Source organism: Thiothrix winogradskyi (assembly GCF_021650935.1).
Classification (GTDB): Bacteria; Pseudomonadota; Gammaproteobacteria; order Thiotrichales; family Thiotrichaceae; genus Thiothrix; species Thiothrix winogradskyi.
The window spans coordinates 2,795,248-2,807,200 of the sequence record NZ_CP091244.1 but is presented as its reverse complement, the minus strand read 5'-3'; the positions used below and the strand labels follow the sequence as shown (position 1 = coordinate 2,807,200).

Here is an 11,953-nt window from a genome sequence, read left to right as displayed (position 1 = left end):
ACGACGTTTGCTAAATCACAATAAAGCGCGGGTATTGGGCGGTTTGCGCAATACATCGAAACGGGCAGGGTTATCAAAGCGTGCTCCGTCTGCATCCACATGCGCGTTAAAACGGGCTTTGACGGTTTGGTACAGCGCATCATCCAACTGATGATTGGTGTGCGTGACTTGAATAATGCGTTCGTCGAATTCGTTGAAATCGGCAAAACGCGATTCGGTGTTGCAGAAGATTTGTTCCACCAGTTCCAGCGTACCAGTGGTGACGGCATCGCTCACGGCTTGGAAGGCGAGTTCGCGCACCACTTTTTCGTCGTGGAACAGGCGTAAAATTTCGTTGAAGTCGCCTGCATACACGGGTTCGGAAATCCATGCCATGCCGCTTGGTTTGAGCACGCGGGCAATTTCTTGCAGGGATTGCGCCATGAGTTCGCGGGGAACGTGGTGCAGCGATTTGAACATGAATACCACGTCAATGCTGTTGTCGGGCGCGTCGATGGCTTGTGCGCCGCCTGACTTGAATTCGATATTGTGTATCCCTTCGACTTCGCTCAGGGAGCGTTGTTGGGCGACGTTATGGGCGTGTTGGATTTGATCGACTTCGGTGGCAGTGATACGTGCCGAGGGGAAGCGTTCGGCGATGCGGCGCGTCATTTGCGCTTTGCCGCAGCCAAGTTCCAGCACGGTGGCGTTTTCCAGCGGCAGGTGTTTGGCAATGAGGTCAAGTTCGTTGCAACGGGTGGTGGCGGTGAGGTTCTGGATTTGCATGGGCATGATAGGGTAACGTTACAGTGAGTGAAGGGTGTATTGTGGCATACGCCCTGCTGACAACAAACAGGAGTGATGATGAATAACTGCCCGTGTGGTTCCGATAAAACCTATAACCAGTGTTGTCGCCCGTATCACGATGGCAAGTCCGCGCCCACGGCGGAAGCCCTGATGCGTTCGCGTTACAGTGCGTATGTGTTGCGTAATGGCGCGTATTTGCACCGCAGTTGGCACAGCAGCACCCGCCCCAATAAAAAGGGTTTGCTGCAATTGCCTGCGACGGAGTGGTTAGGCCTGGAAATTGTGCGCACGGAGTTGGGCGGGGAACAGGATTTACAGGGTATTGTTGAATTCATTGCCAGCTACCGTGACGGCGAACAAATCAGCAGATTGCATGAAACCAGCGGCTTTGTGAAAGAGGGCAGCAAGTGGTATTACGTGGTTGGAGAGTGAGCAATGCCTAATAAAATCAGCGTGTTTTTATGCTTGGCGTTGTTGAGTGGGTGTTCCAGCACGCCCACGCAATACCACACCTTGTCGGCGGATGTTGGCAGTGCGGCGGCAGTGGTCATAACAAAACCCATTAACAGCGTTGGCGTTGGTCCGATTACCTTACCCACCTTGCTGGATCGCGAGGGGATGGTAATCCGTAAAGATGCGACAACCTTGGAAATATCCGATACGCACTTATGGGGCGGGCAGTTGGAAGACGAATTCCTGCGCACCTTAGCCCAACACTTGCAAATGCGTTTGCCTGCCACGCGGGTGCAAATCGTGCCGTGGGAACTCAGCCAAACCCCGCAATATCAGGTGGTGGTGAAACTGGATCAGTTTGATGGCATACCGGGGGGTAAAGCGTGGTTGCGTGGGGTATGGCAACTTCAGGCAGGCAGTGATGGGAAAATTCTCACCACTGAGCCAGTGGCGCTTGCCCGTCAAACCCCACAGGCGGGGGTGACAGGGTTGGTGAAAGCGCAAAGCAGTTTGCTGGCGGATTTGGCTAATCAGATCACGCGGGGTTTGGCGGCGCGTTAGCTTCAGCCTGTTTCACAAAACTCAGGAAAAAAGTGACTGGCACGGCATTGCTGATGCTGGGCAATTCCGCGATTTCACGCAAGGCGGTGATGCCAGCCGCTAGGTCAAAATCTGCCGCATTCAACATAATCGGGGCAACGGTGCTCACTTGCACGGTGTTGCCGACTTCGGTGAGGGTAACGGTGGCGGGAATTTCTTTTTTCACGCCATGCAAATCCAGCGTGACATTAACGGTCTGGATGCCGGGTTTCACGCCGGTTTTGCTCAAATCGACGCTGACGCTTGCCGTCGCAAACTTTTGGGTATCAAACAATTGTTCGCGCATCCGTTGGTCGCGGATGTCGATATTGGTGCTGACGCTTGCCAAATCAATATTCAACGAACCTTGACCCGCCTTGGTAATCGCACCAGAGAGCGTTTTGAACGTATGGATTTCGGCCATGTGGTCTGATTTGATGGAAACGAAATACAGCGCAGATTGGGTATTATCCAGCACCCAATCCGCCATTGCCGTGCCGGAGAGCAGGGCGAAGCTGAGTGCAGTTTTGCAAATTAATGGTAAGGTACGTTGCATGATTTATTTTTCCCCATAATGGTTAATATTGGTTTCACGGTAACTTAACTGAACTATACCGCTGGTCGGATATAATGCGGTAATCACAAGGGCATTCGCGATAGGGTGAACCCTACTTGACTTAAGTCAATTGTTAACAAGGGTTATATGATACCCTACCAGTAGAGATAGAATGATCGAAAATTTTAACAAAATACTTACACCACATAGGGAGATAACATATGGCAATCAGCAAAGCTGTGCAACGCGGGACATTAATTTACATTTACGACCAAAACGGCGAAGCAGTCACTTCCATTTCAGCGCCCAGCCGTTTACCCACCGATGGTTTGAAGGCGTTTAACTCGCAGAGCATTAGTGTGCAAAAAGGCTCACTGCTGTATAGCTATGACAAGCATGGGCGGCAGACCGGCATTACGCCGATGGTGCAGCACTAGGTTGCTACTGTATCCCCTTTTCACCACACAGGCGTAAATGGTGCTTTAGTTGCTGCACCGCATCCGCTACAATCCCCCGCATTCAGTAAACACTGGCAGGAGAGTGTTGCACACCGCAAGGTTGCCGCAACCGCCGAAGGCGCAATTCCGCCCGGAAACGCTCAGGCAAAAGGACTGGCAGTACTAGATCTGACTCTGGAGAGCAGTGCGGACGCACTCACCGAAGGGTAGTAACTTGTTCCCTGAACAAGGAATCTCTCAGGTAAACGGACAGAGGGGCGGCAAGCTTAGCGGCTTGCCGCCCTTTTTTTGTGCCTGTTAAACTGGAAGAATCCTAATGCAACGTACTGCACTTTACGCCAAGCACCTTGAATCCGGTGCGAAAATGGTCGATTTCGCGGGCTGGGAAATGCCCATTCACTATGGCTCCCAACTGCAAGAACACCACCAAGTCCGCAACGACGCGGGCATGTTTGACGTATCACACATGGTCATCCTCGACCTCGTGGGGGCGCAATCCAAAGCCTTTTTGCAATACCTGCTCGCCAATAACGTTGATAAACTGAAAGAGTCCGGCAAGGCATTGTATAGCTGCATGTTGACCCCCGAAGGCACGGTGATTGACGATTTGATCGTGTATTTCATCACCGAAACCCAATGGCGCATCGTGGTTAACGCTGGCACACGCGACAAAGATATTGCGTGGATGCAACAGCAAATCGCCAACTTTGATGTAACCCTGACCGAACGTGACGACCTTTCCATGATCGCGGCACAAGGCCCCAATGCGCGTGCCAAAGTGCTGGGCATTATGCCTGCGGATGAAGTGGCTATCGTTGAACCACTGAAAACCTTTTACGGCGCATTCGTCAACGACTGGTTCATTGCCCGCACGGGTTACACCGGCGAAGACGGCTTTGAAATGATGTTCCCCAATGCACAAGCCCACAAAGTGTGGGATGCGCTGTTAGCCGCTGGCATTAAGCCGATTGGCTTGGGCGCACGCGATACCCTGCGTCTGGAAGCGGGCATGAACCTCTACGGCACGGACATGGACGAAACCACCTCTCCATTAGTGTCAGGTTTAGGCTGGACAATCGGCTGGCAGCCGGAAGACCGTAACTTTATTGGGCGCAGTGCGTTGGAAGCACAGAAAGCCGCAGGTGTGCCGCAAAAATTCGTCGGGCTGGTGCTGGAAGGCAAAGGCGTATTGCGCAGTCATATGAAAGTGGTATGCAATGGTGGTGATGGTGAAACAACCAGCGGTACTTTTTCGCCTACACTCGGCGTAGCAATTGCGTTGGCGCGGGTTCCAGCAAGCTGTGGCGACACCTGTGAGGTGGATATTCGCGGCAAATTGCACCCGGCAAAAGTGGTGAAGCCGGTTTTCGCACGCAATGGCAAATCTGTTTTAAATTAAGTTTTTAGGAGTTATTTATGAGCAATGTTCCATCCGATTTGAAATACACCAAATCCCACGAGTGGGTACGTGACAATGGCGACGGCACTGTTACCGTCGGCATTACTGACCATGCGCAAGAGTTGCTGGGTGACTTGGTACACGTTGATTTACCAGAAGTTGGCACAGAATTCGGTGCAGAAGACGGTTGTGCGATAGCGGAATCGGTGAAGGCAGCTTCTGATATTTACGCGCCAGTCCCCGGTATCATCGTTGAAGCGAATGAGGCGGTGCAAGACTCACCGGAACTGATCAATTCTGACCCTTACGGTGACGGCTGGCTGTTCGTGATGCGTGTGGATGACGAAGACGCGCTGGGTGAATTGATGGATGCAGACGCATACAAAGCGGAATGTGACGAGTAATTAAAGGCAGATACCGAATGACAACTTTGTACGAACTTGAACAACACGACGATTTTATTGCCCGCCACATCGGCCCCAACGCGGCGGATACTGCCGCGATGCTGCAAACCGTGGGCGCGGAATCGCTGGATGCGCTGATTGATAGCACTGTGCCTGCGAGCATCCGCCTGCCAGCACCGTTGGCAATCGACGGCAGCCGTTCCGAAGCCGAAACGTTGGCTTATTTGAAGCAATTGGCGCGGCAAAATGTTGTTGCCAAGTCGTACATCGGTATGGGCTATTACGACACGGTTGTGCCACCGGTCATTTTGCGTAATGTCTTGGAAAACCCCGGTTGGTACACCGCGTATACGCCGTATCAGCCGGAAATTTCCCAAGGGCGGCTGGAAGGCTTGCTCAATTACCAGCAAATGGTCACGGATTTGACGGGCATGGACATTGCCAATGCCTCCTTGTTGGACGAAGCAACGGCGGCAGCGGAAGCAATGACGCTGTGCAAGCGTTCCAATAAGCTCAAATCGGACAAGTTTTTTGTGGGTGCGGATGTGCATCCGCAAACCATCGACGTGCTGAAAACCCGTGCGGAACACTTCGGCTTTGAACTCATTATCGGCAACCCGTATAGCGAGTTGGCGGGGCAGGAAGTGTTTGGTGTGTTGCTGCAATACCCTGGCACTACCGGCGAAGTTGGCGATATTGAAGCCTTGATTAAGCAGGCGCACGCGCAAAAAGCGTTGGTATGTGTGGCTTCCGATCTGATGGCGTTGGTGATGTTGAAAGCTCCCGGCGAAATGGGCGCGGATGTGGTGGTTGGCAACTCACAGCGTTTCGGTGTGCCGATGGCGTTCGGTGGCCCTCACGCGGCGTTTTTTGCCACGAAAGATGCGTTTAAGCGCACCATGCCGGGTCGGGTAATTGGCGTTTCGATTGATAGCCACGGCAAGCAAGCGTTGCGCATGGCGATGCAGACCCGTGAACAGCATATCCGTCGTGAGAAGGCGACTTCCAATATTTGTACGGCGCAGGCGTTGCTGGCGAATATGGCGGGGTTTTATGCGGTGTATCACGGCGCGGAAGGCTTGAAGACGATTGCGGGGCGGATTCATCGGCTGACGAATATTCTGGCGAAGGGCTTGCAGCAGAAGGGGGTGACGCTGCTGAATGATACGTGGTTTGATACGGTGGTGGTTGAAAGAACCTCACCCCCTAACCCCCTCTCCTTGACAGGAGAGGGGGGACAAGAGCGAGTGCATTCTTCCTCCCCCTCTCCTGTTAAGGAGAGGGGGGCGGGGGGTGAGGTTCTTCATGCCTGCATCAATTTCCGCCATTTCCCTGATGGCAATATCGGTATCAGTATTGATGAGCGCAAGACCCGCGCTGACATTGCCGAGCTGTTCGATGTGCTGCTAGGTGCAGGGCATGGTTTGGATGTGGATGCGCTGGATGCGGCGGTTGTTGCGGAAGGTTTCAGCGGGATTCCATCCGGCTATCAGCGTACCAGCGATTTCCTGACGCATCCGGTATTCAATTCGCACCATTCGGAATCGGAAATGTTGCGTTATTTGAAGCGCTTGGAGAATAAGGATTTCTCGTTGGCGCATGGGATGATTCCGTTGGGTTCTTGCACCATGAAGTTGAATGCGACCACGGAAATGATGCCGGTTACTTGGTCAGAGTTTGCGGATATTCACCCGTTTGCGCCGCAGGAGCAGACCGTGGGTTATCGCGCCATGATCAAGGAGTTGGAGGATTGGTTGGTGGAAATCACTGGCTATGATGCGATTTCGATGCAGCCAAATTCGGGGGCGCAGGGCGAATACGCTGGGCTGGTGGCGATCCGTCGTTATCAGGCGAGCATTGGGCAGGCGCATCGGGATGTGTGTTTGATTCCGAGTTCGGCGCATGGTACGAATCCGGCTTCGGCGGCGATGGTGAGCCTGAAGGTGGTGGTGGTCGAGTGCGACGCGAACGGTAACGTGGATGTGGCGGATTTGCGTGCCAAGGCGGAAAAACACGCGGCGAATTTATCGTGCTTGATGGTGACTTATCCGTCTACGCACGGGGTGTTTGAGCAGGACATCGTGGAAATTTGCGACATTGTGCATCAGTTCGGCGGGCAGGTGTACATGGATGGCGCGAACATGAATGCGCAAGTGGGCTTGTCGAAACCGGGCAAGATGGGGTCGGATGTGTCGCATTTGAACTTGCATAAGACCTTTGCGATTCCGCATGGTGGCGGTGGCCCTGGCATGGGGCCGATTGGGGTGAAGGCGCATCTTGCACCGTTTTTGTCCAGCCATGCGGTGACTCCGCCGGATGGGGTTGCGCCGGGAAATAGTGCGGTGTCGGCTGCTCCGTATGGGAGTGGGGCGATTCTGCCGATTTCGTGGGCGTACATTAAGTTGATGGGCGCGGCGGGTTTGCAGCGGGCGACGGAGATGGCGATATTGAACGCCAATTACATCATGCAACGCTTGGCTGAGCATTATCCGGTGCTGTTCCGGGGGGCGAATGGGCGGGTGGCGCATGAGTGCATCATCGACATTCGTCCGTTGAAGGCGGCTTCGGGGATTGATGAGTCGGACATTGCTAAACGCTTGATGGATTACGGTTTCCACGCGCCTACCATGTCGTTCCCGGTGGCGGGTACGCTGATGATCGAGCCGACCGAATCCGAGCCGAAAGAGGAGCTTGACCGTTTCTGCGATGCGATGATCGCGATTCGGGAAGAGATTCGCAAGGTGCAGGAGGGCGTGTGGCCTGCGGACAATAATCCGCTGGTGAATGCGCCGCATACGCTGGATGATTTGGTGAATGCTTGGGAACGCCCTTACAGCCAGACCGAGGCGGTGTTCCCGCAGGGTGTTAGCCCGACGGCGAAGTATTGGCCTACCGTGAACCGGATTGATAATGTGTATGGGGATCGGAATTTGGTGTGTTCTTGTCCTTCGGTTGATTCGTATCGGTAGAAATTAGTTCTAGCAAAGGGTGCAACGTCTTGCACCCTTTATTTTTAGAAATATTTTATTTTTAAGGATATTTGACTCTGCGTGTTATTATTCCATCTGGTAAGAACTGATCTGCATTCTTTTTGAAATTGTGAGCTTTTTTTACATTGCTGAATTTCAATCTTATTTTTTTGTTGTTTTGTGCTGCTCTAATGAATTTATCGTCACTCAATCCAGAAATGGAATTAAAGCCTTCTGAATAATTTAATAAGCCGCGAACTAAATTGGCTAATATTTTGGCTCGTTCTGAACTACAGTTGCTGTTCAGGTATAAATTAATGATTGGTGCATACATATTAATACTCCTGTTTAGTTTTCATCGAAAAAGCATTCAATAGAATTTTCAGCTAAAAGTAAAAATCCGCCAGGAGTATTTACTTTTTGTAATTCCCCATGAGGATTGTCAGATAATTCTTCTGGGTTTGAGACTTCCTCCCACATTCGCAACACTTCCCTATAGGCATTTTTAGATAAGCGCTGTACTCCAAACCAACGATAAACCTCAGCCCAATAAACAACCGCATAACCAATATCCACAACCGCTTCTAATCGTGATAAAAGTTCATTTTGATGTCGTCGTTGCATAGTTGAATCACCATTCATATTGTTTATGTGGCTATTCTACCAATATTTAAGAGTCGGTCAATGGTTTTGCGTAATTTATTTAATTAGTGATCTATTAATATTTTAAATTATTGATTTATATATAATTTAATTTCTAATTTGCATTGTGGCGTGCCTTTGGGTTAAGCTGAAATTTGTTGGGTATACCATTGATTTTTCTTAGAAAGAAGACACATGACCATCGAACTGAAAGGTAATTGGAAACGCGGCTTTGCCTACGATGTGCATACGCTGGACAGCGTGTACATGGGCGTGGATGAACATGGTCATGATTCTTGGCAAACCACCCGCAGTGAGATGGGTGAGTTGCTGTATCGCCTGAAGTATCAGGGTGATGCGTCAGTCGTGGGGCAGATTGTCGATAGGCTCGGCAAGTACAAGGGGCTGGAAACGATGGATGCTATTATTCCTGTGCCATCCACCAACAAGCAGCGCAAGATTCAACCCGTGCTCGCAATCGCCCAAGCCTTAGCCCAGCGGATCAATGTGCCAGTGCTGGATAATGTCCTGCAAAAGCAAACGGGCGGACAAGAACTGAAAAACGTTGATGACCCGCAAGCACGCCAAGCTTTGCTGAAAACCTCCCTGACATTAAATCCCAACGCTAATCTGGCTGGAAAGAATATCTTGCTGCTCGATGATCTTTACCGTTCTGGTTCAACCCTGACTGTTGCCACCGATATTCTGTATCAGCAAGCCAAGGTGAAAAATGTCTTTGTGCTGGTAATGACCAAAACCCGGAGTAAACGATGACCACGGTATTCCTGTCAGGCTCAATCACCATTACCCGTTTGAACAACGTCATACTGGCACGTTTGCAAAACATCATTAATAAACAGTTTGCGATTGTGGTGGGCGATGCCAACGGCGCAGACAAGGCATTGCAAAAACACCTGACGACCTTGCAATACCCGCACGTCACGGTATTTTGTGCCGGAAATGTTTGCCGCAATAATCTGGGTAACTGGTCTGTCAAACACATCAGTGTGGATGCCACTATAACCGGACGCGCCTTTTACACCCAAAAAGATAAAGCAATGGCGCAGCTTGCCGATTACGGTTTTGTGCTGTGGGATGGCAAAAGCCCCGGTTCATTCAATAATGTGCTGGCGTTTTTGAAACAGCACAAAAAAGCCTTGGTCTATTTCGCCCCGGATACCGCATTTTATCCCGTTTCCAGCGTAGACGATGCCCGCACCTTATTGGACAAATGCGACCCGGCAGCCGTAGCGGAAATAGACAAAAAGATCAAACTGACCGCCACCTTGCAAACATTGGATGGCATGGCACAAAACACCCTCAGCTTTGCCCCACCATCGCCGGATGAGCGCAAACAGCGTTATTATCAGGCAACCCGCAACCACAATTACCGCGCCAGTTTGCGGCTGGAAGGGCTATCCTTACCAGATGACATTGCCGCTTTGTCCTTGCCAGCAACGGCGCAAGGCATGGCAACCCTGATCCAGCAAACCAAAGACCACTATGCACAGCAAGCATGAGATAGCCGAAGACCCCGCCTGTTACAGCGGCACAAGCACGCTGGTCAACAAGCTGGGCTTGCAGGACAGCCGCACCTTGGCAGAGGCGGAAGCGGTGTTGAGCTACCTACGCGCTGAATCCTTCGATACGCGCTTACAGGTATTTGATTTGCCAGCCTTGCAAGCCATTCACCACCACCTGTTTCAAGACCTGTACCCGTGGGCAGGCGAGTTGCGTTCCACTGACCTCAGCAAGGGCAATACCCGCTTTTGTGCCGCCGCTTACATTGCAACCGAAGCCAACAAGCTGCTGGGCAAACTGGCACAGGAAAACTGGCTGGTTGGTTTGCCACTACCCGCCTTTGTGGAACGGCTGGCACATTACTACTGCGAACTGAACGTGATTCACCCCTTCCGCGAAGGTAACGGACGGGCGCAACGCTTGTTTTTCGATTTGCTGGCAATCAACGCAGGATTCGGGCTGGATTGGGCAAAGGTCGAGCGTAGCGAATGGGTAGCGGCGAATATCGCGGGTTATGCGGGTGACTTGCAGCCGTTGCAAGCCTTGTTTGGGCGGATTGCCGTGTCTGTGTAAACTGTTCAATGTTACGCATGAAAAAGGGTTTTACTAGCATTTTGCATCCCAAATGGTATGCTAAAACCAAGATAAATACAGGATGCTGATGATGACGAGCAAAACACAAACCAGCCTTCGCCTAGACACCGATAAACTGATAGAAGCTAAAGCCATCTTAGAACGCCTCGGCTTAAACTTCAGCGAAGCTGTGAATATTTTCACCAATATGATTGTTGCAACCAAAGGCTTGCCATTTGATGTGCGCCTGCCCAACGATGAAACAATCGCAGCTATGCGCGATGTCAGGGAGCGTAAAAATCTTACGCCTGTTACCCTGACAGATTTGCAACGTGAATTGCAGAACCCATGAGACAACTCATACGCCACAAAGCGTTCATCAAAGACATGCGTAACGTTCGCCTGACTGATACCCAAGCGACTAAATTATTTCTGTATGTTGCCAAACTGCTGGATGATCAACCCCTTCCGCCAGAATCCCGCGATCATGCACTGCAAGGCGAGTGGGCTGATTTTCGGGAGTTCCATTTAGGTGGAGATACTCTGCTGATCTACCAAACCGATGAGCAATTTGTCTACCTGACACGGCTTGGAAGCCATGCACAGTTATTCAAAACGATGTGATAGCTACCTGATTTGCAGCCATTACAAGCCTTGTTTGAACGGATTGCGGTGTCGGTGTAAATTTTTCACGAGGAATTGGGGGTTTTGAGGACACACTTATGCAACTACAACTGAAGCCAGATTTTGAAGAGATACTCGAACCGCTAGGCGAGAATGCAGCCGCTTTCTTTCTCGCTGCTGGTTTGTACTTCGCGCACAAAGTCAGCTTTGCCGCTGCTGCCGCGCTTGCCGATCTGAGTTTCAATGAATTCTTGTACCGCCTACGAGAGCATTTCGGCGTAGGTTTTCAGGTATCGGATGACTCGGTGCTTGAAGATTTGCAAACTGTAGCCGGGCAACGTGTCGCGGATGATCTGGGAAAGGCACTACATGATAGAGCCACACGCGGTTTACCGCTATCAGACGAAGAACGTGCGCAGTTGCAACGCTGGTATGACGAACAAGATGCCGAAGAAGCCGCCATGTTGGGACAGAGAGTCGGCGACTTAATCCAAAAGCTCAGAAACACGAGCCTTGCGCCCGAAGAACAAATGGAACTGGATTACTGCATGAAATTGGAACACCAGATGCGCTTGTTTAAAGCCCACGCGCAACAACTCAAGTCGATATTCGATGATTGCCCCATAAAGCGTTAAGCCACCGCATACCCTGTATGCACCCGCACCGCAGGCGAACGAAAACCCAACACAATATGCTCCCGCGCCACACCGAGAGCCATCAATTCTTGGGCAATATCGCCCTCAGTACCGTTGTGTTGCAACCACACTTTCCCATTGATCAAATCCAGATGGATGACTGAGCCGTAAATACGCCGCCCATTTTTCCAACCAACGTGCATCAGTTGGTAATGATCATGCTGTTCATCAAACAGCAGTTGCGTATCCACATCTTTGTCAGCAGCAGAGAGGTCAGCGTACTCCTTCAGCAGATTCTTGATGGCTTGGCGGTACAGCATTAACTTATCCATTGTGAGATAACCTCTTGATCCG

The 11,953-nt window shown here is 51.2% G+C and carries 17 protein-coding genes and 1 riboswitch; of the genes, 12 read left to right on the top strand and 5 right to left on the bottom strand.

Translation table 11 applies throughout. From position 1 onward, the window contains the following. Window positions 1–15: 15 nt before the first annotated feature. Complete coding sequence (locus L2Y54_RS14205) at window positions 16–771, bottom strand: class I SAM-dependent methyltransferase (RefSeq protein ID WP_236496962.1); 756 nt, start codon at window positions 769–771, stop codon at window positions 16–18. A 69-nt stretch (window positions 772–840) separates the two neighbouring features. Here L2Y54_RS14205 and L2Y54_RS14200 point away from each other — a divergent pair, with 69 nt between their 5' ends. After that, window positions 841–1,218 carry a YchJ family protein gene (locus L2Y54_RS14200; RefSeq protein WP_236496961.1) on the top strand — a complete coding sequence of 126 codons (378 nt, stop codon included), beginning with the start codon at window positions 841–843 and terminating at the stop codon, window positions 1,216–1,218. A gap of 3 nt (window positions 1,219–1,221) precedes the next feature. Then, the gene (locus L2Y54_RS14195; protein ID WP_236496959.1) at window positions 1,222–1,800 is read left to right on the top strand and encodes a PqiC family protein; all 579 of its coding nucleotides are present in this window, start codon (window positions 1,222–1,224) and stop codon (window positions 1,798–1,800) included. Here L2Y54_RS14195 and L2Y54_RS14190 read toward each other — a convergent pair. Beyond that, window positions 1,775–2,374, bottom strand: a complete 600-nt coding sequence (locus L2Y54_RS14190) for a YceI family protein (protein ID WP_236496957.1) — start codon at window positions 2,372–2,374, stop codon at window positions 1,775–1,777. The two genes, L2Y54_RS14195 and L2Y54_RS14190, sit on opposite strands and share 26 nt — an antisense overlap. Before the next feature lie 221 nt (window positions 2,375–2,595). Between L2Y54_RS14190 and L2Y54_RS14185 the strand changes: the two genes are divergently transcribed. The 4 genes from L2Y54_RS14185 to gcvP all read left to right on the top strand — a co-directional run bounded on the left by L2Y54_RS14185 (window position 2,596) and on the right by gcvP (window position 7,604). Further along, on the top strand, window positions 2,596–2,811 hold the full coding sequence (locus tag L2Y54_RS14185; protein ID WP_236496955.1) for a hypothetical protein: 216 nt from the start codon (window positions 2,596–2,598) through the stop codon (window positions 2,809–2,811). A gap of 86 nt (window positions 2,812–2,897) precedes the next feature. After that, a riboswitch (glycine riboswitch) is annotated at window positions 2,898–2,998 on the top strand. Window positions 2,999–3,148: 150 nt separating this feature from the next. Next, window positions 3,149–4,231: a glycine cleavage system aminomethyltransferase GcvT gene (gcvT, locus tag L2Y54_RS14180; protein WP_236496953.1), complete on the top strand. Its 1,083-nt coding sequence runs from the start codon at window positions 3,149–3,151 to the stop codon at window positions 4,229–4,231. 17 nt (window positions 4,232–4,248) lie between these two features. Next, window positions 4,249–4,635, top strand: coding sequence for a glycine cleavage system protein GcvH (gene gcvH / locus L2Y54_RS14175; RefSeq protein WP_236496951.1), 387 nt, complete (start codon window positions 4,249–4,251; stop codon window positions 4,633–4,635). 17 nt (window positions 4,636–4,652) lie between these two features. Further along, window positions 4,653–7,604, top strand: coding sequence for an aminomethyl-transferring glycine dehydrogenase (gcvP, locus tag L2Y54_RS14170; RefSeq protein WP_236496950.1), 2,952 nt, complete (start codon window positions 4,653–4,655; stop codon window positions 7,602–7,604). 61 nt (window positions 7,605–7,665) lie between these two features. Here gcvP and L2Y54_RS14165 read toward each other — a convergent pair whose 3' ends face one another. Beyond that, the gene (locus tag L2Y54_RS14165; protein WP_236496949.1) at window positions 7,666–7,938 is read right to left on the bottom strand and encodes a hypothetical protein; all 273 of its coding nucleotides are present in this window, start codon (window positions 7,936–7,938) and stop codon (window positions 7,666–7,668) included. A gap of 14 nt (window positions 7,939–7,952) precedes the next feature. Then, window positions 7,953–8,228 (bottom strand): hypothetical protein, encoded by a 276-nt coding sequence (locus L2Y54_RS14160; RefSeq protein WP_236496947.1) that lies wholly within the window; start codon window positions 8,226–8,228, stop codon window positions 7,953–7,955. A 213-nt stretch (window positions 8,229–8,441) separates the two neighbouring features. Between L2Y54_RS14160 and L2Y54_RS14155 the strand changes: the two genes are divergently transcribed. From L2Y54_RS14155 to L2Y54_RS14130, 6 genes are all read left to right on the top strand, one after another. Further along, window positions 8,442–9,020, top strand: a complete 579-nt coding sequence (locus L2Y54_RS14155; RefSeq protein ID WP_236496946.1) for a ComF family protein — start codon at window positions 8,442–8,444, stop codon at window positions 9,018–9,020. Next, a complete protein-coding gene (locus L2Y54_RS14150) occupies window positions 9,017–9,766 on the top strand; it encodes a YhfG family protein (protein ID WP_236496944.1) in 750 nt (249 codons plus the stop codon). The genes L2Y54_RS14155 and L2Y54_RS14150 overlap by 4 nt, the downstream gene beginning before the upstream one ends. Then, on the top strand, window positions 9,750–10,340 hold the full coding sequence (locus L2Y54_RS14145) for a putative adenosine monophosphate-protein transferase Fic (protein WP_236496942.1): 591 nt from the start codon (window positions 9,750–9,752) through the stop codon (window positions 10,338–10,340). The genes L2Y54_RS14150 and L2Y54_RS14145 overlap by 17 nt, the downstream gene beginning before the upstream one ends. Before the next feature lie 88 nt (window positions 10,341–10,428). Continuing rightward, a complete protein-coding gene (locus tag L2Y54_RS14140) occupies window positions 10,429–10,692 on the top strand; it encodes a type II toxin-antitoxin system RelB/DinJ family antitoxin (protein ID WP_236496940.1) in 264 nt (87 codons plus the stop codon). Then, the gene (locus tag L2Y54_RS14135) at window positions 10,689–10,964 is read left to right on the top strand and encodes a type II toxin-antitoxin system YafQ family toxin (protein ID WP_236496939.1); all 276 of its coding nucleotides are present in this window, start codon (window positions 10,689–10,691) and stop codon (window positions 10,962–10,964) included. Before L2Y54_RS14140 ends, L2Y54_RS14135 begins: the two co-directional genes overlap by 4 nt. Window positions 10,965–11,062: 98 nt before the next feature. Next, on the top strand, window positions 11,063–11,599 hold the full coding sequence (locus tag L2Y54_RS14130) for a hypothetical protein (protein WP_236496937.1): 537 nt from the start codon (window positions 11,063–11,065) through the stop codon (window positions 11,597–11,599). Here the strand turns inward: L2Y54_RS14130 and L2Y54_RS14125 are convergent. Next, the gene (locus tag L2Y54_RS14125) at window positions 11,596–11,931 is read right to left on the bottom strand and encodes a XisI protein (RefSeq protein ID WP_236496936.1); all 336 of its coding nucleotides are present in this window, start codon (window positions 11,929–11,931) and stop codon (window positions 11,596–11,598) included. The two genes, L2Y54_RS14130 and L2Y54_RS14125, sit on opposite strands and share 4 nt — an antisense overlap. Between the last annotated feature and the right edge of the window lie 22 nt (window positions 11,932–11,953).